At 49.0% G+C, this 21,149-nt stretch carries 22 protein-coding genes; 9 read left to right on the plus strand and 13 right to left on the minus strand.

Going from position 1 to position 21,149, the window contains the following annotated elements:
- Positions 1-2 precede the first annotated feature (2 nt).
- Both ACO05Z_RS16520 and ACO05Z_RS16525 read left to right on the plus strand, forming a co-directional pair.
- On the plus strand, positions 3-488 hold the full coding sequence (locus ACO05Z_RS16520; protein WP_421903283.1) for a TRAP transporter small permease subunit: 486 nt from the start codon (positions 3-5) through the stop codon (positions 486-488).
- A complete protein-coding gene (locus ACO05Z_RS16525) occupies positions 478-1,815 on the plus strand; it encodes a TRAP transporter large permease (RefSeq protein ID WP_421903284.1) in 1,338 nt (445 codons plus the stop codon). The genes ACO05Z_RS16520 and ACO05Z_RS16525 overlap by 11 nt, the downstream gene beginning before the upstream one ends.
- A gap of 174 nt (positions 1,816-1,989) precedes the next feature.
- Here ACO05Z_RS16525 and ACO05Z_RS16530 read toward each other — a convergent pair whose 3' ends face one another.
- From ACO05Z_RS16530 to ACO05Z_RS16555, 6 genes are all read right to left on the minus strand, one after another.
- On the minus strand, positions 1,990-2,799 hold the full coding sequence (locus ACO05Z_RS16530; RefSeq protein ID WP_421903285.1) for a sugar phosphate isomerase/epimerase family protein: 810 nt from the start codon (positions 2,797-2,799) through the stop codon (positions 1,990-1,992).
- A gap of 28 nt (positions 2,800-2,827) precedes the next feature.
- The gene (locus ACO05Z_RS16535; RefSeq protein WP_421903286.1) at positions 2,828-4,486 is read right to left on the minus strand and encodes a M99 family carboxypeptidase catalytic domain-containing protein; all 1,659 of its coding nucleotides are present in this window, start codon (positions 4,484-4,486) and stop codon (positions 2,828-2,830) included.
- Positions 4,487-4,529: 43 nt separating this feature from the next.
- Positions 4,530-5,234: a hypothetical protein gene (locus ACO05Z_RS16540; RefSeq protein WP_421903287.1), complete on the minus strand. Its 705-nt coding sequence runs from the start codon at positions 5,232-5,234 to the stop codon at positions 4,530-4,532.
- Positions 5,234-6,502: a L,D-transpeptidase family protein gene (locus ACO05Z_RS16545; protein ID WP_421903288.1), complete on the minus strand. Its 1,269-nt coding sequence runs from the start codon at positions 6,500-6,502 to the stop codon at positions 5,234-5,236. The genes ACO05Z_RS16540 and ACO05Z_RS16545 overlap by 1 nt, the downstream gene beginning before the upstream one ends.
- A 294-nt stretch (positions 6,503-6,796) precedes the next feature.
- Positions 6,797-8,092 carry an adenylosuccinate lyase gene (gene purB / locus ACO05Z_RS16550; RefSeq protein WP_421903289.1) on the minus strand — a complete coding sequence of 432 codons (1,296 nt, stop codon included), beginning with the start codon at positions 8,090-8,092 and terminating at the stop codon, positions 6,797-6,799.
- A 174-nt stretch (positions 8,093-8,266) separates the two neighbouring features.
- Positions 8,267-8,554 (minus strand): FmdB family zinc ribbon protein, encoded by a 288-nt coding sequence (locus ACO05Z_RS16555; RefSeq protein ID WP_421903290.1) that lies wholly within the window; start codon positions 8,552-8,554, stop codon positions 8,267-8,269.
- A 559-nt stretch (positions 8,555-9,113) separates the two neighbouring features.
- Between ACO05Z_RS16555 and ACO05Z_RS16560 the strand changes: the two genes are divergently transcribed.
- The gene (locus tag ACO05Z_RS16560) at positions 9,114-9,632 is read left to right on the plus strand and encodes a hypothetical protein (RefSeq protein WP_421903291.1); all 519 of its coding nucleotides are present in this window, start codon (positions 9,114-9,116) and stop codon (positions 9,630-9,632) included.
- Positions 9,633-9,685: 53 nt separating this feature from the next.
- On the opposite strand, the gene ACO05Z_RS16565 is transcribed toward ACO05Z_RS16560, so the two are convergent.
- The gene (locus tag ACO05Z_RS16565; protein WP_421903293.1) at positions 9,686-10,186 is read right to left on the minus strand and encodes a C40 family peptidase; all 501 of its coding nucleotides are present in this window, start codon (positions 10,184-10,186) and stop codon (positions 9,686-9,688) included.
- Between the two features lie 313 nt (positions 10,187-10,499).
- On the opposite strand from ACO05Z_RS16565, the gene ACO05Z_RS16570 reads away from it, so the two are divergent.
- From ACO05Z_RS16570 to ACO05Z_RS16595, 6 genes are read left to right on the plus strand one after another with little or no spacing between them, the layout of a single operon-like run.
- A complete protein-coding gene (locus ACO05Z_RS16570) occupies positions 10,500-12,404 on the plus strand; it encodes an NADH-quinone oxidoreductase subunit L (RefSeq protein WP_421903294.1) in 1,905 nt (634 codons plus the stop codon).
- On the plus strand, positions 12,404-13,252 hold the full coding sequence (locus ACO05Z_RS16575) for a respiratory chain complex I subunit 1 family protein (protein WP_421903295.1): 849 nt from the start codon (positions 12,404-12,406) through the stop codon (positions 13,250-13,252). The genes ACO05Z_RS16570 and ACO05Z_RS16575 overlap by 1 nt, the downstream gene beginning before the upstream one ends.
- 4 nt (positions 13,253-13,256) lie before the next feature.
- Positions 13,257-13,691: an NADH-quinone oxidoreductase subunit B family protein gene (locus ACO05Z_RS16580; RefSeq protein WP_320174339.1), complete on the plus strand. Its 435-nt coding sequence runs from the start codon at positions 13,257-13,259 to the stop codon at positions 13,689-13,691.
- A gap of 20 nt (positions 13,692-13,711) precedes the next feature.
- Positions 13,712-14,083, plus strand: a complete 372-nt coding sequence (locus ACO05Z_RS16585; protein WP_421903296.1) for an NADH-quinone oxidoreductase subunit C — start codon at positions 13,712-13,714, stop codon at positions 14,081-14,083.
- Positions 14,084-14,131: 48 nt separating this feature from the next.
- Positions 14,132-15,208 (plus strand): nickel-dependent hydrogenase large subunit, encoded by a 1,077-nt coding sequence (locus ACO05Z_RS16590; protein WP_421903297.1) that lies wholly within the window; start codon positions 14,132-14,134, stop codon positions 15,206-15,208.
- A gap of 11 nt (positions 15,209-15,219) precedes the next feature.
- Positions 15,220-15,594 carry a 4Fe-4S dicluster domain-containing protein gene (locus ACO05Z_RS16595; protein ID WP_420248986.1) on the plus strand — a complete coding sequence of 125 codons (375 nt, stop codon included), beginning with the start codon at positions 15,220-15,222 and terminating at the stop codon, positions 15,592-15,594.
- Between the two features lie 75 nt (positions 15,595-15,669).
- On the opposite strand, the gene ACO05Z_RS16600 is transcribed toward ACO05Z_RS16595, so the two are convergent.
- From ACO05Z_RS16600 to ACO05Z_RS16625, 6 genes are all read right to left on the minus strand, one after another.
- Positions 15,670-16,908, minus strand: a complete 1,239-nt coding sequence (locus ACO05Z_RS16600) for an EAL domain-containing protein (protein WP_421903298.1) — start codon at positions 16,906-16,908, stop codon at positions 15,670-15,672.
- A 126-nt stretch (positions 16,909-17,034) separates the two neighbouring features.
- A complete protein-coding gene (locus tag ACO05Z_RS16605) occupies positions 17,035-18,249 on the minus strand; it encodes an ABC transporter permease (RefSeq protein ID WP_421903299.1) in 1,215 nt (404 codons plus the stop codon).
- A complete protein-coding gene (locus tag ACO05Z_RS16610) occupies positions 18,249-18,923 on the minus strand; it encodes an ABC transporter ATP-binding protein (protein WP_421903300.1) in 675 nt (224 codons plus the stop codon). Before ACO05Z_RS16610 ends, ACO05Z_RS16605 begins: the two co-directional genes overlap by 1 nt.
- A 13-nt stretch (positions 18,924-18,936) precedes the next feature.
- Positions 18,937-20,166, minus strand: a complete 1,230-nt coding sequence (locus ACO05Z_RS16615) for an efflux RND transporter periplasmic adaptor subunit (RefSeq protein WP_421903301.1) — start codon at positions 20,164-20,166, stop codon at positions 18,937-18,939.
- 104 nt (positions 20,167-20,270) lie between these two features.
- Positions 20,271-20,495, minus strand: a complete 225-nt coding sequence (locus tag ACO05Z_RS16620; protein ID WP_015853109.1) for a helix-turn-helix domain-containing protein — start codon at positions 20,493-20,495, stop codon at positions 20,271-20,273.
- A gap of 9 nt (positions 20,496-20,504) precedes the next feature.
- A complete protein-coding gene (locus ACO05Z_RS16625) occupies positions 20,505-21,044 on the minus strand; it encodes a DUF2975 domain-containing protein (protein ID WP_421903302.1) in 540 nt (179 codons plus the stop codon).
- Positions 21,045-21,149 lie beyond the last annotated feature (105 nt).

Below are 21,149 nucleotides of genomic sequence, written 5' to 3' on the forward strand. Positions count from 1 at the left end.
CTATGCGTGCAATTATCAGGTTAATCGAAGGCCTCTCCGTTGGAGGGGCCTTTCTTTCAGCAGCCGGGATGCTTTTTATCGTGGCCCTCGTGGTCATTGAAATATTCCTGCGCTCAGTACTGAACACATCCACCCTTGTCTCCAGTGAGTACGGCGGCTACGCCCTTGTTTTCCTGATCCTGACCGGGCTGGCCTATACGATGAAAGAAGACGGACTGATCAGGATCAACCTGCTCACTTCCCATTTTTCCGAAAACGGCAAACGTATCGCTGACATCATTTCCGGAATCATCGGAGCAGCAATCACCGCATTCGCTCTCTGCTATACCCTACAGATGGTCTATGAAACATGGGACCTTGAAATGACTGCGGACACCATTGCCGAAACCCCGCTCTGGATTCCCCAGCTGGCCATCCCCGTCGGTCTGGCCCTGCTTCTGCTCCAGATTATCGCCTTTATTGCCAGGAGAGCTATTAATGATAAGTGATCCCTTGATGCTGGCCGTTGTCCTTGTAGGGGCCATGGTTCTTTTTCTGCTTTCCGGCCTCTGGATCGGATTTTCCCTCTACGCAGCAGCTATCTGCGGCATGCTTTTCTGCAAGATGAACCTACCGCCGACCATTTCCGTGTGGGACAAGGTTGGTGACCTCATGGCCAACTCCCTGTGGAACACCATGAACTCATGGCCTCTTTCGGCCCTGCCCCTGTTCATCCTCATGGGCGAGATCCTGTACCGCACATCCATTTCCACACGGTTGCTCAACGGTCTTGTTCCTTGGCTGTCCAATATTCCGGGACGCCTCTACCATATCAACGTTGTGGCCTGTTCCCTTTTCGCCGCAGTTTCCGGCTCCAGTGCTGCAACCACCGCCACCGTTGGTAAGATCACCTTCAATGAACTTTCCGAGCGCGGCTACCACAAGAGCCTCGCAATCGGTTCCCTTGCCGGGTCCGGTACTCTGGGCTTCCTGATACCGCCCAGCCTGATCATGATTATCTACGGCATCCTTTCCGATACATCCATCGGACAGCTGTTCATTGCCGGAGTTATCCCCGGACTGACTCTTGCGGGCGTATATTCCGTTTACATCATTGTGCGCTGCATGATGGACCCCACACTGGTTCCGCAGGAGAAGGAAGAATTCACTACTGCCCAGCGCATTGAGTCCCTGAAAGACCTTTTCCCGGTTTTCCTGCTTATCACCGTGGTACTCGGCGGCATCTACGCCGGATTGACCACCCCCACCGAAGCAGCGGTAATCGGTGTGCTCGGCGCACTGGGAATTGCTTGCTGGTTCAAGAACCTGACCCTGTCCAATTTCAAGGAAGCCCTGCTTTCCGCTGTAAAAACCAGCGGCATGATCTGCTTCATTATCTGCGGTGCGGCTTTCCTTTCACAGGTTGTCGGGTTCCTCGGTATTGCTACCGCGATCAGTAAATACATCGCTACCCTGAACCTCTCGCCGTACATGCTCATTTTTGTACTCGGCATTATGTACGTAATGCTGGGCATGATTCTCGACGGTATATCCATCGTGGTTATGACCCTGCCCATCGTGCTGCCTATCGTAACCGCAGCAGGATTCGATCCACTCTGGTTCGGTATCTTCGTGGTATTCATGGTCGAGCTATCTCAGGTAACACCGCCCGTTGGATTCTCTATCTTCGTCATCCAATATATCACCGGGGACGACGTAAAAGACATTCTCAAGGCGACCTTCCCCTTCTTCGTGATCATGGTCCTGATGGTAATTCTGGTAACCATGTTCCCGGAAATAGTCTTCTATCTGCCTGAAAAGATGATCGGGAGTTAAATTTGCCTCCGGCGGCTGGGGAAGGAAAAACTTTTGCAAAAGTTTTTCCTTCCCCAGACCCCATCCTTTTCAAAACCTTTCGAAAAGCTTCGCATTTAGCGCGGCAAGGCGACATAAATAAAAAATCCCCGCAAAGTTTAACTTTGCGGGGATTTTTATCTAAAATTCTACTTCTCAAAACAAGTTAGGCGCTACGTGCTCTTTGAAATAGGCGTAGGTCAAAAGAAAATCATCACGGTTGTGCGGCTCTAGGGTGAATGTCGGTAAGGGATTGAGTTCGCTCATCCGGGAAAGGATATGCTCCCAATCCATCTTGCCCTGCCCGAGGGCAAGATGTTCATCCTTGCTGCCGTTGTTGTCATGCAGATGCATGTGCTTGATATACGGCGCAAAGGCATCAAACCAGAGATCAAAATCATCGTGCTCCGAACCTTTGGAAAAAGAAAACCAATGCCCGAGATCAAAGCAGATGCCGATGTTCTCCCGATCCAGATCAGTCACCAAGCGGACAATGGCATCCGGTGTAAATTCGTAAGTATTCTCAAGACAAAGCGGCGGATGGTCAGGCCATGAATTGCTCAAGCGGCGCACACCTTCCACGCAATTGGCGTAAGCCCTTTCGAACAGCGGCGGCTCAAGCCATGAAGTAAATGAAGGATGCAACACCATCCGTTCTGGAGAGAACAATTTTGCCAGATCAAAGGCGGTAAGCAAGGTATCAATGGAGGCGTTGCGGATGGCCGGATTCAGGCTGGACGGCTTGAGATCCAGAAACGGCAGATGCACCGTGCATTTCAACTCAGCTTCTTCAAGACGATCCCGGATGGATATGAGCCAATCCATGCTCAAACATTCATCACCTAGACAATCCAAGCCCAGTTCTGGCTGGATCGAATTTTCAATGAAAAAATCAAAATACTCTGGAGAATTGTAGATATAGCGCAAGGGAAGATTAACGAAACAGGTTTCAAATTCTGGCTTCATCACACTTCTCCCTTCCGGCTTATTTCATTTACTGCTCAAGCCGGGTCTGTAGATAATCCGTACCCTTGAGCACCATCCGCCCCACCGGCACAAAGGTAGTGGTATGACGCATGGTCAGGACCGTTTCCTTCCCGGCTCTGACATCAAAGGATTCACCCCATGAAACTGGAATATTATCCACAAAAGGCTGAATTTTGCAACGTTCACCGTTACTCCAAACATCTTTCAAAGCGTAAGAGTCTGGAAGGATATCTCTGCTATCCCCGTTAGTCCAGTTAACAAAATCAGATCTGCCGTCTTCGTCAGCCAGTTCAAGGGCCTTAATTTCACGGGGTACGATAGCCAGATAAAATTCTGTACGTTTTTTGCCGAAAGTTTCGCGTACTACCCGGTACCGTGAAACCCCATCCGGTCCCTTGAGCATGTATTTTTCCATGAAATTGGACGGATCGGCTATAATCTCATGGCCCACATCCTGACCGCTGTTAACCATGACCGAAGCCACGAATCCCTTAAGATTCAGGATTTCTTCTTTGCTGCTACCGAGGATACCTTCCAGAATAATCTGGTCGCCCTCGACCGCCTGCAGGGTTCCCCCGGCACTTACGAACTGGGGCTGACCGTTCAGCCAGCAGAGAAAAACCGGACCGTTTACTTCCGGAAGATCGGGCTTACTGCCCTTCCAGCGGACCTTGGCCTTGGCCTGCCTGCTGCCGTCAATACGAACTTCAAGGGCCGGGAACTGCGACAAAGCCATACGCGGAGCGGTAAGCAGGTTCAAATTCGGGCGGTCACTGGCAAATACAGCCACTGCCGGTTCCAACTCGGTATCAGCCTTAGCCTTACCGGAAGTGGAAACTGGTGCGCCGCGAACAAGTTCAATGCTTTTTCCCCGCAAAGGCTTTCCGTTAATCAAGACTTCAACGCCCTGCCCCTTCTGGGATTTGGGAAAAGAAAATTCCGGAACGTCAAGCTCAAGGCCGAACTCGTGCAGCAGGTAGACTGTAGCCCGCAGCTGCTGGCGAACCTTCCAGCCCAGATCCTTGATATCCTTACTGACTTCAACGGCCATGGCCGGGATACCCCGCTCATGCAAGGCATAGCAGGTCAGGGATTTCAACATTTCCGGGTATTGAGTAGCCTTTGCAAATGTCTTGGTATTGAAAAGTGTGAACCAGTAGGATTTATTACTAATTTTACTATTAAGACTCTTGATGGTGCGCTCGCACATTTCAGCCAGCTGGATGTCTTTGTAGACTGCGGCATCAATGATCAGGGACTGGCCGTAACGCTTGGGGTTACGCAGACTGTTCACATACTTGGGGTTGTAAAACCCGCTGCCCTCGTGGAGGTGGATAAACCCTTCGGCTCCACCGATAAGAAAACGAATCGCGCGGGCAAGGCGATCTTCATAAAAGCTATTGTATTCTTTGTCGAAACGACGGTTTAAGTCGACGTTGATCTGCCGGGTCCGGCGTAAAATGGAGGGTTCATTAGCCCGGGGAACAATGATCAGATTTCCTTTGCGCACCTTGCAGCGGGTCAATAGCTGGGCAGTAAAAAAGCCGGACAGTTCGTCCCCCTGAATACCACCCTGAACCATGATTGTGGGTCCCGGCTCGTCACCGAAAACCCAGGTAACCCGCAGCGGATATTGCGTACCTTCAAAAAAGGTATAGTTCCTCACCTGTTGTGCCGCAGCCGGAAAAGCCAGACACAGGGTAAAAATACTAATTAAGAACGCGCGATAAAGGATATACTTCACTGAAAATCAACTCACCCTTTTTAGTAGTGATCATCAATCTGATGCCGTAAACATCTTTCAGGGACTTTCCGGAAGGCAGACCGAAACGGGTGCGGACAACCTTGAACCGCTGAATGTGGAAAGACATATCATTGCGGTTGGCCTTGATCTGGACACCCTTACCGTTGTTTTCGATCAATTCGACAGTGGCAAGACCGCTCAGAGCTGAAGCTGTCTGCAGGTTATTAAGGTCGAAACTCAAAGCCAAGCTGTTACCGGACTTACGTACCTTAACATTCTCCACACCGGCCCGCATCAAGTTCTTATAGAAAAGCAATTTATTCAGGTCCACAGCAGGAGTGGTTTCCACCTTTTTCTCTTCCACCGGAACAGCGGCCAGCAGGGACTGCAACTCATTGGGATCGTATGAATCAAGAATTTTGTTAACGTTCTCCAACCGTTCCAGTTGCACAGAAGCGTCATTAAGTGTCTTCTGTAACTCAATCTTTTCCTGCTTAAGCTGGGCGTTCTCGCTCCAGAAGGTGTATCCGGCCCAAGCACCGGCACCGGCGCAGACAGCAAGCATGAATACAATCCAAAAAAGAACCTTCAACCAGAAAGGGCTGAGACGGTAACGTTTGACGGTGTCGTCGTCACGCATGAAAAGAACATTGTACTTGGTATTGCCCATCAGAGCTTTCTCCATTGTTCGTCAACAATCCGCCAGCTGTCTTTTTCCGGACGGATAACCAGTTTTTTTAGTCCCTTGTCACTGTATCCGGAAGAATCCGAATATTCCTGCCTGAAAACAGCCAGCAACCCTCGAGGGTGTTCCCGCAGGGACAACTTGCCGAATTCAACAGTTGCGGGCTTACGTTCTTTCCAAATGGAAGTTTTATTTTTCCTGATGGAATCTGCTCCCTTCCTACGCCCTTGTCTGGCCCGGGAATCGTACAGGGAAATATACTTATCCATATCAGCTGAAAGCCAGCTTTCCTTCCACATCTTGAGAAATTTTTCCACATCATCCCGCTTGGTGGCGAGATACTCCTTTCTAAGAGAACGGATCGAAGGACCGTACTCACGGCCTACAATCTTCCATTGCCCATCCACTTTCTGCCAGTAGAGCCTCTTGGAAGACGAAGAGGACAGCCTGCCGGAACGGTAGTACTGGTCAAACCATGTTACCCAGTAATCAGGTCCGCGCAGAGCGTGCAGGTTGTACAGCTCAATGTCGATCCATCCGGCCCGGGAGAAGATTCTTTTCTTACGTTTCTTAAAAGCCTTGAAAGAACGTCTCTCTGATTTGGCAAACAGCTCCGGGGAATAAGCTGCAAAAAAGCCTTCATCACGGGCTTCCCAATCTGCTGCCCACTTATATACGAGTTTTTCCAACTCAATAGCTTCAGCAGTCTGCCCGTCACTGTTATTGTTCCAGCCGACTTTCTCGCCGATAACAACAGGAGCACCGGGCTTGATATTCTCATCAAGGTAATCCATATCGGTATTAACCAGAGCCACGCACCCCTGAGTGTCCATGGGAACAAGCTCCTTACCTCGGCCATGAATCCAGATACCGTATCCGGTTTTATCCTTTATGCGGTCAACCGGGTTGGGAAAATCCAGAGGAAAAGCCATCTTCCCGTACAAGCTGAAATTCTTCAGTCCGGTTCTTTTTCCAGTGGTAAAGTAGACGCCTTCGGGAGTTTTCAGGTCTCCTTCAACTGTCTTGTCACCGGCAACCTGCCCGGTAGCGCAGGTAAAACTGGCTTCAGCGTGCAACGGACTTTTATGAACCAGCAGATGCAGCTTCTGGGATTCCTTGTCAACAGCAAGAATATAATCAGGAACCAGCGGGGTTGGGTCAATTACAGGTTCCCAGCCCTTGGCAAAGCCAAGGGAAGTAAAGCCTGCCAGCAGAAAATAAGCTGCCGTAAAAACTCTCAAAAAATAATTCATTCCGACCCGACACTCCATTGTCCCAAAAAAACAAAACGACGAACCCAGTAACATTAAATAAGGCAGAACTAAAACCTTCGCCCAAAATTTGATTCACTAATCAATGACTTACGTTAAAATAAAAACCTTGAAAGAAGTATTTTCAATCAGCTTCCTTACAACACTTTTCCATTATTAAAAAGTAGCTTTTTAAGACCCTAACATGAATGTAAAAGTACTGCAAAAAAGAAGACCCGGCGCAGCTGAAACAACTGCGCCGGGGGCAAAAATCAGTTTAAAATAAAACTTTCCAAGCTATTCACCGAACACTCTTTTGAAGATCATCTCTTCATAGCGGGTGTAATAGCCCATATCAAAAGCTTCATCGAGAGCACCGCTATCGAGGTGGGAATTGATGGTTTCATCCTTGCGTACTTCATCAGGGAAGGAAACCTTATTTTCCCAGCAATGCATAGCAACTTTCTGAACCATTTCATAAGCCTTCTGACGCTCAAGACCGGTTTCTACCAGCGCAATAAGAACACGCTGGGAGTAGAACAGGCCGTAGGAAGCCATAAGATTACGGTCCATGTTGTCGCCGTTGATCTTCAACCTTTTGATAACTCCGGTCATACGGCCGAGAATGTAGTCGGCGAGGATGGTGGAGTCGGGCATGATAACCCTTTCCACGGAGGAGTGGCTGATGTCACGCTCGTGCCAGAGGGGCATGTTTTCCATGGAAACAAGACCGTTGGTACGCAGCAGACGGGAAAGACCACACAGGTTTTCTGCGGAGATGGGGTTCTTTTTATGAGGCATGGCGGAAGAACCTTTCTGGCCCTTACTGAAACCTTCCTCAACTTCGAGAACCTCGGTGCGCTGCAGATGGCGCAGTTCAACGCCGAGGCGTTCGATACCACCGCCAAGCAGGCCCAGTGCGGTAAAGAAGTCTGCGTGGCGGTCACGCTGCACGATCTGGGTGGAAATGGGGTCCACACCGATTCCGAGGATTTCGCAGGTGATGCGTTCTACTTCGGGATCAAGCATGGCGTAGGTTCCCACAGCACCGGAAATTTTACCCACGCTGACGCTTTTCAGGGCATCGGCAATGCGCTCACGGTGACGGGAGAATTCAGCGTAAAAGCCGGCCATTTTCAGACCAAAGCTGGTGGGCTCGGCGTGGATACCGTGGGTACGGCCCATGCACATGCGGCCCTTGTTGGCATGCGCCATTTCCTTAAGGGCTGCCAGAAATTCATCAAGGTCGTCCAGAATCATCTTCCCGGCACGGCTGAGCATAACTCCGTTGGCGGTATCGACAATATCGGAAGAAGTGCAGCCGAGGTGGATGAAGCGGGAGGAAGGACCAACCTTCTCTTCAACTGCGGTCAGGAAGGCGATTACATCGTGTTTGGTCTTTTCTTCGATCTCAAGGATGCGATCCAGTTCGAAATCTGCCTTTTCACGGATGATTTCCATGTCTTCAGCAGGGATACGGCCAAGCTTGTGCCATGCTTCGCAGACAGCGATTTCAACTTCAAGCCACACCCTGAAGCGGTTCTCCAGAGTCCACAGTTCACCCATAGCGGGACGGGTATATCTTTCAATCATTTTACCAATTCCGGTTAGTTGTTCTGAAAGTAAAGGTAAAGTTTAAGACGACCAGGGCCAACCATATTATAAACGGCAGGCCGGGACAAGACACAGGGAAATTTTATCGGACAGAATTCAGAGCGCAAAAAAACAGACGGCCCGGAATACACCGGGCCGTCTGGCCTTTATCAGCTAGCTTGATGCGCTGTCGGAACTCTTTGCGGAAGAATCCGAGGAAGTGGATGCACTGGTACCGCTCCCCGCCGGGCTTGAGTTGCCGGTTTTCCCGGCAGCCGAGTCGGTTTTACAGTACCCGGAAGAATACCAGCCTCCGCCTTTAAGGACGAAGGAGGAATGAGAAAGGACCTTGGTGGCTAATCCACCGCAGACCGGACATTCCAGCTCTTTATCTTCAAAGCTTGTCTGCCACTCTTCAAATATCTGCTGACATTCATGACATTGGTATTCATAAATCGGCATAATACCCTCCAATAAAAAAAGGTACGCCACACCTCATGCTTGAGGCTGGCGGACCTGTCCCTGAATATGAGGGGAGCTGAACCGGATCAGTCCCGCTTAATGCCGGCAAAAGCCCGCGCGGGGACTGAAACAGATCAGTAAAATAACTTAGCTGGCTGCTGCAGCCTTTGCTTCTGCGATGCGAGCCTTAATTCTTTTAGCTCTGCGATGACGTTTACGCTGAAGTTCTTTCTTTCTTTCGATCTTTTTGTGCCTACCCATTTGGAGGACCTCCTGAATATTTTTTTCGTACTTGCTGCACGATTATATGCTGCAAAGAAGGTGTCATTACCCTAGAAAGGGAGCAATTGTAAAGAACTTAAGCTAACACAATTGGCCGCCAACCTCCCCACAATTAGCAAAATATTTTTTTCACAAATTAACCATTTAATATTTTTAACATTTTTTCAGCAGAGCTTATTTTACCCCTTGACTACAGGCCGCATCATGAACATATAAAACTTTCCCAGCCGGAAGCAGAGTAAATACTCCCCGGCTAAAATCCTGTGAGGAGAAAACCATGAAAAAAGCAAAGCCAAATAAAGCATTCAACCAAGCTGTCGAAGATATATCCGAAGTTTTCATGTTCGACCACTGGATGAGATTCTACTTCATCTTTGAAGAAGGCAAGAAACTGTCAGTGAAAGTTCCTGAAGAAGTCTGCACCCAGATTGATAAGGAGTACCCCAACCTGAAAGGTTTGCTCGACCTGATGAACAACGAGGAAATCGACCAGCAGAAATCCATGAACACCGTCTGCTCATTCATCGGCGCGCGCTTTGACGGCACCAAGTACAGCAGCAAGATTGTCCCCAAGGTTTTCGACTCCAAAGATTTCAAAATGGAGATGTATCTCTTCAACCTCTGGATCAAAGGACACGAGTCCTACCTCGAATCCGAAGTCATGACCTTCAAGGATTGGCAGGAACTCTATGATGGCTGGAGAGAACAGGACGAAGTTAAAAACTACGTTGAAAGACTGGGCAACGCCGGAAGCGGAGCACACATCCAGCCTCCGACCTGCTCTACTGTCCAGTAGTGATCAAATACATATATAATTAAAAAGGGAGTCTGCAGTGCTGACTCCCTTTTTTAATTTATGACCCTACGCGCCCCGACATAATACTTGCGCCAGTAATTCTTTTCCATGGACTCTTCCCGCACCCTGTGCCCGCTCTTAGGGCTATGGATGAACGAATAGCCATTGCCGGAATATATCCCTGTATGCAGGCTCTTGCCCTGCCCGGGAATCTTGAAAAGCACGATATCCCCGGCCTGAATATCGCTCCTGCGCACAGACCTCCCGACCGCTTTCTGCTGCCATGAAACCCGTGGCACGCTGATTCCGTGGCGCTGATACACCCACCAGACAAGCCCGGAACAATCAAACCCCTCATTAGGGGATGCCCCGCCCCATTTATATGGTTTACCAATCTGGGACCGCGCGCTTTTTACTACTGAGTACTTCAGTGATGAATGCGAAATACGGCCGCCACTCCCTGTTCCGGAATAGCCGATTACCGTCTTCCCGCACCCGGAAATCAAAATCAGCAAACAACAAAAAATTGCCAGCCTCAAAATTCTATTTTTCACAACTCCCCATCTGTTCATAACATAGTTTCTATCTTGAAAAATCGGCATTAACAATAGATTTAACCACTATCACCCTATGCGCTGGTGACATTTTTCACAAAATAATTTTCAATTATCAGCAATTTCTATAGGTAGATAAACCCATTTCATCTCAATTAGCTGTTGACTTTTCTTCAAATTTTGAAGACTAATTTGTACAGTTTAGGTGATAATTGTGAAACATTTTCAAGAGTTGCACAAAACCTAAAAAGTTAACACGGCTGAGGCACTTTTTTCAAAATCTGGTACAACATCGCGTTACAGTGAGGTCCGTATGTTGCCCATGATGTTAGTTCTGGCCATCTTGTTGCCCTTGGTGGCTGCTGTCGGCTGCTACTTTCTGCGCGTAAGTGCGATCAGGTCCCTGATCGTTCTCGGCACAGGTGTAGTTCTTGCCGCGGTCTCCCTTGCCCTGCTCGGTCAAGGGTCTTTTACCTATTCTCCAGGTACAATTGTAGGAATCAGCTGGGATTCCCTCATAACCCTGGCGGATTTTGCCCTGCTTTTCGTAATGCTTTATTACGCATTCAAACTCAAAAACCAGATGATCAAGATATTTGTTATCTTACAGATCATCCCGCTTGCTGCGTTTGAATTGTTCATCGTCGACCATGCGGTCGAGACTCCCGCTATCTTTGCGGACAGCCTCTCCCTGATCATGGTTGCCGTCATCTCCGTCATTGGATCGCTGATCTGTTTCTTCGCGATTCCTTACATGAAGGAGCATGAGGAACACATGCACTTGGTAAAATCCCGCCAGCCGCAATTCTTTTTCTTCCTCGTTCTGTTCCTCGGAGCAATGAACGGGCTGGTTCTTTCCAACAACATTCTCTGGCTCTACTTCTTCTTCGAAGTGACCACCTTCTGTTCTTTCATGCTCATCGGGCATGACCAGACCCAGATTGCGGTCAAGAACGCTACCCGCGCCCTGATGCTTAACGCACTCGGCGGTGTTGCTTTCGTCTTCGGTATGATCTGGGCCTACGCTGAAACCGGCTCCCTTGACCTGCAGGTCATCATTCAGGCCGGTCCCATGGGCGGCCTTATGCTTGCTCCTCTGGGTCTGCTCTGTCTCGCAGGTTTCACCAAAGCCGCTCAGGTTCCTTTCCAGAGCTGGCTGCTCGGAGCAATGGTTGCGCCTACTCCGGTTTCCGCACTGCTCCACTCCTCCACCATGGTTAAAGCCGGTGTATACATCGTCCTGAGACTTGCTCCCGCTTACGCAGGAACCTTCCTCAGCCAGGGTGTGGCTCTCTGTGGTGCATTTACCTTCCTTGCCTGTGCTGCCATTGCGGTCAGCCAGAGCAACGGCAAGAAAATCCTTGCCTACTCTACTATCAGTAACCTCGGTTTGATTATCTGTTGTGCCGGCCTGAATACCAGTTGGGCCATCACCGCAGCAATCATCCTGATTATCTTCCACGCAGCCTCCAAGGCCCTGCTCTTCCTGTGCGTCGGCACAATTGAGCACGGTATCGGCAGCCGCGACATTGAAGACATGCACGGCCTGTATCTCAAGATGCCCCGCACTGCGATCATCACCATCGTGGGCGTCATGACCATGCTTCTGCCTCCCTTCGGTGTTCTGCTCGGTAAGTGGATGGCTATCGAATCCGCATCCGGCGACATGTTCGTAATCACCATGCTCGCTCTGGGTAGTGCGGTTTCCCTGGTATTCTGGGCCCGCTGGGCAGGTATCCTGCTCACCGCTCCCCTGCGCGACAAAGTTCCCGCAGAATCCCAGAGTGTGCTGACAAGACTGACCCTGACCGCACTTGCCGGTATCGCAGTGGTTCTGTCTTTCTTCTCACCAGTTATCTACACCAAACTCATCGAGCCTATGGTCGGCAAGTCCTTTGAAATTACTGCTGGCGTATTCACATCACCCGTAGGTGTTTTTGCTGTATACCCCATCTTCATAATCCTTGCCGCCGCGTTCATCTACTCATGGATTGAGACCAAGAAGTCTGCAACCGATAAGACTTCCCAGACTTACATGTGTGGTGCCAACGTTCCTGAAACCGGTGTTCAGTCCTTCATCGGACCCATGAACGGCCCGGTAGAACTGAAGGCAAGCAACTACTACATGAAAGAGTTCTTCGGTGAAGAAAAACTCACCCTCTGGGTCAACTTTGTTGCTCTGGCTCTCATCGTTCTTATGCTGGGAGGGGCTCTGTAATGAAAACTTTAATTCTCATCATACTCGGCATCGTTATTGCTCCTATTCTGGGCGGCCTTATTGCCGGTCTTGACAGACGCATTACTGCGCGCCTGCAGTCCCGCTTCGGTCCCCCGATCCTGCAGCCCTTCTACGATGTTGCAAAACTGTTCGGTAAAGACAAAGTCGTCAGCAACTTCTGGCAGGTTTTCTGCTCATGGGTTTACCTCATTGCAGCAGCCCTGTCCGTCGGCCTGCTCTTTGCCGGAAGCGACCTGCTCCTGATCTTCTTTGTTCAGGCTATCGGCGCTGTCTTCCTGGTCATGGGTGGCCTTTCCACTCCGTCCCCGTACAGCCAGGTTGGTTCCCAGCGTGAACTAATTCAGGTCCTGACCTACGAACCGCTCCTCATCCTCGTTTTCGCATCCATCTTTATGGTAACCGGAAGCTTCAGGATTGATGAGATCCTGGCCTACGAACAGCCGCTGCTGGTTCAGCTGCCGCTCATGTTCGTAGTCCTCGGTTATGCTCTGACTATCAAGCTGAGAAAATCCCCCTTTGACTTCTCCACTTCCCACCACGGGCACCAGGAGCTGGTTAAAGGTATGCTTACCGAGTTCTCCGGTCCTTACCTCGGCATTATTGAAATCGGCCACTGGTATGAAACCATCTTCATTCTCGGTATTTGTGCCCTCTTCTGGCACACCAGCCTGGTAGGTTGCGTACTCTTGATCGCCTCCACCTACTTTGCAGAGCTGATCATTGATAACACTATGGCGCGCATGACCTGGCGCTGGATGCTCAAGTACGTATGGAGCATCGGTCTGGCCATGTCTTTCGTCAACCTCATCTGGCTGTACGCAGGTTAAGCTTATGTTCAAGAAATTCATTGGAAATTCACGCGCCAAGTCTCCGTGGATCATGCATTTTGACTGCGGAAGCTGCAACGGCTGCGATATCGAAGTTCTGGCATGCCTGACACCGCTGTACGACGTTGAACGTTTCGGTGTTGTCAACGTGGGTAACCCCAAGCACGCAGACGTGCTTCTGGTAACCGGAACCGTCAACCACAGAAACGCCAAGGTCCTGCGCAACATCTATGATCAGATGCCTGATCCCAAAGGTGTTATCGCTATCGGTGCCTGCGGCCTGTCCGGTGGTATTTTCCGCGAGTGCTACAACGTTCTCGGCGGAGTCGACAAGGTAATCCCGGTTGATGTTTACGTCCCCGGATGTCCGGCGAAACCCGAAGCCATCATCGACGGCGTGGTCGCAGCCCTTGCCAAGTTTGAAGGCCTTAAAGGCTAAACATTACGAGGGGTAAGATCGTGATTGAAAATCAGATAGATGTAACTCTGGAAAGCCTGGTAGGCGAAGTATCCAAGATGAAGAGTGACGGACAGCGCATGGTCACCTACTCCTGCACCAACCTTGGTGAGGGAAAAGCGGATATCATCTACCACTTTGATAAAAATGAAGTACTCACCAACCTGCGCCTGACCGTGGACATGGATAAGCCCGTGCCCTCCATCAGCGGCGTGTACTTCGCAGCACTGCTCATCGAAAACGAAATACAGGACCAGTTCGACATCAAGTTCGACGGCCTCGTACTCGATTTCGGCCGTAAGCTGTACCTTGACGACGAAGTGACCATCATCCCCATGTGTAACAACACAAAGGCGATGAAACCTAAAAAATAACTCGTCTTCCCGGATGAACCCAAGACGATAACAACTATAGGGTAAATTATGGCACGTACCATCATACCTTTCGGTCCGCAGCATCCGGTTCTCCCGGAGCCGCTGCATGTGAAGCTTGTCGTGGAAGACGAGATCGTACAGGAGGCCATTCCCGCACTCGGATACGTTCACAGGGGTCTGGAAAAACTCGCTGAAATCCGCGATTACCACCAGATGATCCAGGTCGTTGAACGCGTCTGCGGTATCTGCTCCAACATCCACTCAATGTGCTACTGTCAGGGCATTGAGGAAATGATGGGCATTGAGGTTCCTGAAAGAGCCGAATACCTCCGCACCATCTGGTCCGAACTTCACCGTATGCACAGCCACCTGCTCTGGCTGGGTCTCTTTGCCGATGCTTTCGGTTTCGAAGCCCTGTTCATGCAGTTCTGGCGCATCCGTGAACGCATTATGGACATCAACGAAGCAACCACCGGTTCACGAGTTATCACTTCCGTGAACATCGTTGGCGGTGTCCGCCAGGACCTGACTCCCGAGATGTGCTCCTGGATCCTTTCCGAAGTTGATACCTGTGAAAAGGAAATCAAGGAAATCCAGAACACCATCCTCAACGACTACACTGTGTGCGCACGTACCAAGGGCGTTGGCGTTCTGACCAAAGAACAGGCATACGACCTCGGCGCAGCAGGCCCGACCCTGCGCGGTAGCGGAGTTGCTTCCGACATGCGTCTCCTGAAGTACGCAGCATTTGATAAAATCGACTTCGAACCTATTGTCGAAACCGACGGCGACTGCTGGGCACGCTCCACAGTCCGTTTCCGGGAAACCCTGCAGTCCGCAGAGCTCGTAAGACAGGCTATTGCAGGACTTCCCCAGGGCGACATTGCAGCTCCCTGCAAAGGTAACCCCGAAGGCGAAGTTATAACCCGCGTGGAACAGCCCCGCGGTGAATGCCTCTACTACATGAAAGGTAGCGGCAAGAAGTTCCTTGACAGGGTCCGCATCAGAACACCCACGTTTGCGAACATTCCGCCTCTCCTGGCGATGCTCCCCAACTGCGAACTGGCTGATGTTCCGGTTATCATTCTGTCAATCGACCCGTGCATCAGCTGCACGGAACGCTAGGAGGCCGAGACATGCTTAACATGACTCCCACTGTACTGAAGAACCTCCTTCAAAAAAGCTCTACTCGCATGTATCCCATCGAGAAACGCGAGCCTTTTGAACGCTACAGAGGTGAACTGTTCAACAACATTGACGAGTGCATTTTCTGCAAAAAATGCCAGATTAAATGCCCTTCACAGTGCATTACCGTCACTAAAGATAAAGATAGCGGCACCGGAACATGGATCTGCGATCCCTTCGCATGCGTCTACTGCTCCATCTGCGTTGACCACTGCCCGACCAACAGCCTGTACATGAAACCTGTACACCGCGCCCCGTCCGCAGAACGCGACATGATGGAACAGACCGGTAAGGTCAAGCCGCCCAAGAAAAAAGCCAAGAAATAATTCAAAGCTTAGTTCGAACTACAAAAATCCCCGCAGCCTAACGGTTGCGGGGATTTTTACATGAAAGCGAAGCGACTAACCTGATGGGAACTCAACGCACAGCAAATGAAAAGACTTTAATCCGCTGAAAAAACGTAATGAAACTATTACGGTTGGAAAATTTGTAAATGGAGACAGCTGAGGTGGAGTAACAAAATTATCATAACCTAACAGCAAGTGCATATAATAATCGCGCATGGAGTGATCAGCTCCTGTTGTATTTACCGCCCTACGCTGCTTTAAGTCATCTTTTGAGACATTACGTGCAAGTCTTGGAGTTACTTGAATTCCATGCTCATCAATTACAAAAATAGAAACAACATCTTCATATTTCCTCAAAATACGTTTCAATAATTCTTTAAACTTGATTTCAGGAATATCGATAAACAAACTGGAAATCTTTTTCATCTGGGTTCGGATATCCAAAAAATGTTTTTTTCTATCTTTGATTCTGTCAGCCTGCAATTGCTTGAACTTTGAATTGATCAGCTCAACAGTTTGAACAAACCCCTGAACGGAGTCTCCAGCCCCACTGGTCGTACTGCGGTTGCGTGTATAAAAATATCCCTGATGACAATTAATTTTTGCCTGAAGCAGGTGCATAGCCTCATCTTCGCTTTCAATCCCTAAAGCAATAGGAACGCAATCAACAGAAGTGCAATTCCTGACGACATATTCCAAATTGCCAAGATTGAAAGTTGTATCAAGGGGATTACTCCATATTGAACGTTGGAGTTTTATAAAATCGGGCTTCACCTGCAAAAGAATACTTAACAGTCTGGAATCATGTTCGACTTTATCTATTGAAATTTGAAACCCCTGCCCTCTGCAATATTCAACAAATTCCAATCCATTTTTCTCGTCCAATGACTCTGATGCAATCTCAATGACAATATTTTTTAAAGGCACGCCTCCAGATTTGACTAAATCTGAAATAAAATGCTCCTCACAACACCGTACTCCAAGAGCCCGGACATTAATATTGATGAAAATAGAAATATTTCCCCAACTTTTCAGCAGCTTCCTGAATCGGTACAGGGCCTTAGTACAACAAGATTTATCCAGATCGTACAAATAGGCCGGATCTTCGGTATCGAACAAGTCATTAATGTTCATTCCGCGCTGCTCCTCCCCATCTTTCACTTCGCGGGAAAAAGCCTCAAACCCTATAACCTGTTTATCATCTATAGAAACAATCGGTTGAAACAGAGTCTTCAATTTCTGCGGTATTGACCTTTCATTAACTTCTGAACTTTGCAGATCTTTTTTATCCATATCCACTCCATGCAAAGAGATACAATCCTGTGAGACTGTAATACTACACTATATTACTGCATATGTCTCTCTTGTCGCATAAAGTTGCAATGCATCTGAATATGAAATATTAAACCAAGACTTAGACTATTCATGCCGCAAAGCATCAATTGGATTCATCCTTGCTGCACGCCGCGCCGGGAAATAGCCGAACACAATACCGACCAAACCGGAAAACACGAAACTGATCATAATAATACGCATATCAATAACAAATGGAATTTTCATATAGCTGGTCACAAAAAGCGGAACCAGCAAGCCTAATGAAATACCCAGCAATCCGCCAAACAAGGAAAGCACCACCGCCTCCACCAAAAACTGGATCAGGATGTCTTTTTCCTGCGCTCCCACGGCCATGCGGATACCTATTTCACGGGTCCGCTCAGTTACGGAAACAAGCATAATATTCATGATCCCGATCCCACCCACTAACAGGCTGATTGCTGCAATGGCACTGATGAAAGTCGTGAAGGTTCCGGTCTGTTTTTTTACCGTCTTGATGATCTCTTTCATATCTTCAATAGCGAAATTATTCCCATGCCCGGGCGGAACCGGACGACGTTCAACCATAACCTGCTTAAGTTGCCGCTTGAGGGTTGTAGAATCCTGACCGGGACCACAGCCCACGATAATCATGGCAACCTCTTTGTTACCGGAAATCCTGCGTTGAAAAACCTTAAGAGGTACAAGAACAATATCATCCTGCTCCTTACCTGCAAGAGAACCGCCTTTGGACTTGAGCACCCCGATAACCTGATAAGCAAAGCGATCTATGCGAATGGATGAACCGATGGGGTCCATCCCTTTAAAAAGATTCTTGCTGACTTTCTCACCAATAATGCAGACAGATTTACCCACCCTTTCTTCACTGGTGTTGAAAAACCTGCCCGACTTAACCTGCCAGTTCCTGATAGTGAAATAGCTGCCCTCAGTTCCGGTTATTGCAGTCTGGCAATTGTTGTTCCCAAATACCGCCACCACCGCAGACTCGGCAACAGGAGCGACCCCGCCGCAATCAGGAAATTCCCGCTTTAGAGCATCAACATCTGAGTTTTTAAAAGGGATAAGATTGGATGTTTCCCCGGCAAAGCCGACCCCGTTCTCTTCATCAGGGTAAATCATAATCATTCTGCTGCCGAGACTGGAAATTTCATCAGTCAATTTACGGCTGGCCCCCTGACCGATAACCACCACGGCAATGACCGAACCCACGCCGATGACAATCCCCAGCACAGTCAAGCAGGAACGCAACTTGTTGCGCATAAGGGTACGGAAAGAAAGCAGAACAGCTTGCAAAAACATCAGTGACCTTCCTTGATAATCTTACCGTCACGAAACTCAACGGTCCGCGATGCCCAGAGGGCCATTTCCGATTCATGGGTAACCATAACAACGGTGATGCCATGCTCGGCCTGCAATGAAGTCAACAATTGCATAATCTCAGTGCTGCGGGCGGAATCAAGGTTTCCGGTAGGTTCATCCGCCAGCAGCAGGAAAGGATTGCAGACAATGGCCCGGGCAATGGCAACCCGCTGCTGCTGGCCGCCGGACATTTCCGTGGTGGTATGCATGGCCCGGTCGGCAAGCCCCACTTTATCAAGCGCTGCGTAAGCCATATTACGCCGTTCTTTCTTGCCTAAACCACGATAAACAAGAGGTAACTCGACATTTTCAAGGGCAGTCGTCCGACTGAGCAGATTAAATCCCTGAAAAACAAAACCAAGATATCTACGACGCAAGCGGGCTTTCTGACTCCGGCTTAGTGAAGTCACTTCAAGCCCTTCAAAAAGGTAGCTGCCCGAGGAGGGAGCATCCAGACAACCGAGAATATTCATTGTGGTCGACTTTCCGGACCCGGAGCTGCCCATAACGGCCACAAATTCACCATTTTCAATGGTCATATCTATGCCGTCCAGTGCCCGAACTTCGGCCCCGCCAGTATTGTAAACCCGGGTGATATTCTTGAGTTCAATCATTATCCGACCCTGCCTATTCCAATGAGAGGACTATGTTATTGTCAGCTACAGCTTCTACACGGGAGAGAATGACCTCATCACCGACGGAAAGTTTACCATCAACAATCGCAGTGAACCGCCCGTTGGTGCTGCCCTTAAGAATCTCAACTTTTTGCGGAAAGCCGTCCCTGAGAACCCATATGTTGGCATTTTTTGAGGAAGGAGTGTTTATGGCACTCTCAGGAACGGCATCCGCTGGAGAAAAACGCAATGCTCCGTTTCGAATCAATAGTCTGTCCCGGACATATTCAATCTCAATCTTTGCAGCGGCGGTCATTCCCGGGCGCAATAGCAGCTCCCTGTTATCCACGGAAAATATGCCCACATAAGTCACAACTCCTTGAACCCGCTGCGGGGCATAACGAAGCTTGATAAATTTGGCAGGAAACTTCCGGCCGGCATAAGCGTCAACGGTGAACACAGCTTTTTGCCCGGATCTGATTTTTCCCACATCAGCTTCATCAATATTGAGCTCAAGGCGCATGTCCTTGAGACTGGTGGCCAATGTATAAAGCTGCGGGGTATTCATACCCGAAGAAACAGCCTGTCCGGCCTCCACATGACGGGTCAGAACCAGACCGTCGATGGGCGAAGTTATGGAAGCCTTCTTGAGATTGGCTTCAGCTTCATTAAGGTTGGCTTCAGCCTTGCGCACCATGGCCCTTGCTTCGGCAAGATGGGCATCAGCCATATCCCGGGCAGTAATCGCACTATCCAACTTTTTCTGAGAGACAGCATTCTTCTTGCGCAACTTCCCCATACGCAGACATTCATTCTGTTTATCTTTCAGGTCAACTTGCGACTTGCGGACATTGGCCCGCGAAGATTCAAGGGCTGCCCGCAACTGGTTGACCCGGGCCTGTAATTCATCGGTACGCAAGCGGGCCAGCAACTCGCCCTTAACAACCTTATCGTTGTAATCTTTGAAAATTTTATCGATGGTTCCTGAAATTTCACAGCCCACAATAACCTTATTACGCGGCTGCAAAGTTCCACTGGCAGCTACTTCAACAGTAAAATTGCCGATCCGGGCAACGGTAGTCTTGTATTCAACCATCTCCTCGCTGCCACTAAGGACAACCGCAGAAACTCCCCCCGCCACAACAAGCAGAATCAGCAGGAAAATTAGTTTTTTCCATTTACCCTTCGGGTTCTCGTTGAGGGAGGCTACGTCAATTTTTCTATTTTCATGCTTAGCAGACATTTCATTTCCTTCCCGGTTTCAGGGAATAAAAAAGGCAGAACCGGATTTCCCCGGTTCTGCCGCAAGCCGGGACAACCATAACCCAGCCCGAATAAGGGGAGTCCTTAAATATTTACACTTCCTTGCTCATCCCGGAATTCAAGAATATCTCCGGGCTGACATTCCAAAAATTTGCAGATGGCATCAAGAGTACTAAACCTGATGGCCTTAGCCTTTCCGGTTTTGAGCACAGACAAATTCTGCGGGGTAATTCCAACGGCCTCAGCCAATTCCTTGGATGAAACCTTCCTTTTAGCCAACATCACATCAAGGTTAATAAGTATCGCCATATCAATCCCTTAAATTGTGAGCTCAGCTTCGTCCTGAAGCTTACGGCCTTCATCCATGACCCAGGAAATGGCCAGAATCACGCAGGCAACAACGATATTTCCAATATTTGTGTCGTCAAAACCAACGCAAATCAGACGATCCCCCACTGCGTTGTTCATAGTCGCTATGTATGAAACTGCAGTCTGGGTAAATGGATAGACAATCTCGCCAATAAGCAGCGCCCATGCGGCCCTCCTATAACAGGCTGAATTGTCAGCAGTGAAGATCAGCCCCTGTGAATACAAGCCGAACAACTTTACCAGCTGCCAGCAGCAATACATACCAAGCCCAGCGTAAGGAATAGATACCAACAGCCCCAGAGCTTTCTGAGTGTCAGTCAAAGGCGCTAAATAATCAGGGTCAAAGGTCAGCAGAAATTCTGAAATAAAAAATGACTCTGGATCACCATCAAACAAAATCCATCCGGCAAATTCAAAAATCGGAATTGCAATCAGCATCAGCAGAAATGCATATTTCAAAAATATGCTCATCTTCTTAATCTTATCCATCAATGTCTCCTTGAGAGTAATTTGACCCGTTTTCTGATTCACGAATTACGGCAACGAATTATCGTTTGTCAATAACTTTTTATTTTTCATCGTGAATTAAAACAA

The organism is Maridesulfovibrio sp. (assembly GCF_965230075.1).
In the GTDB taxonomy this organism is placed as follows: Bacteria; Desulfobacterota; Desulfovibrionia; order Desulfovibrionales; family Desulfovibrionaceae; genus Maridesulfovibrio.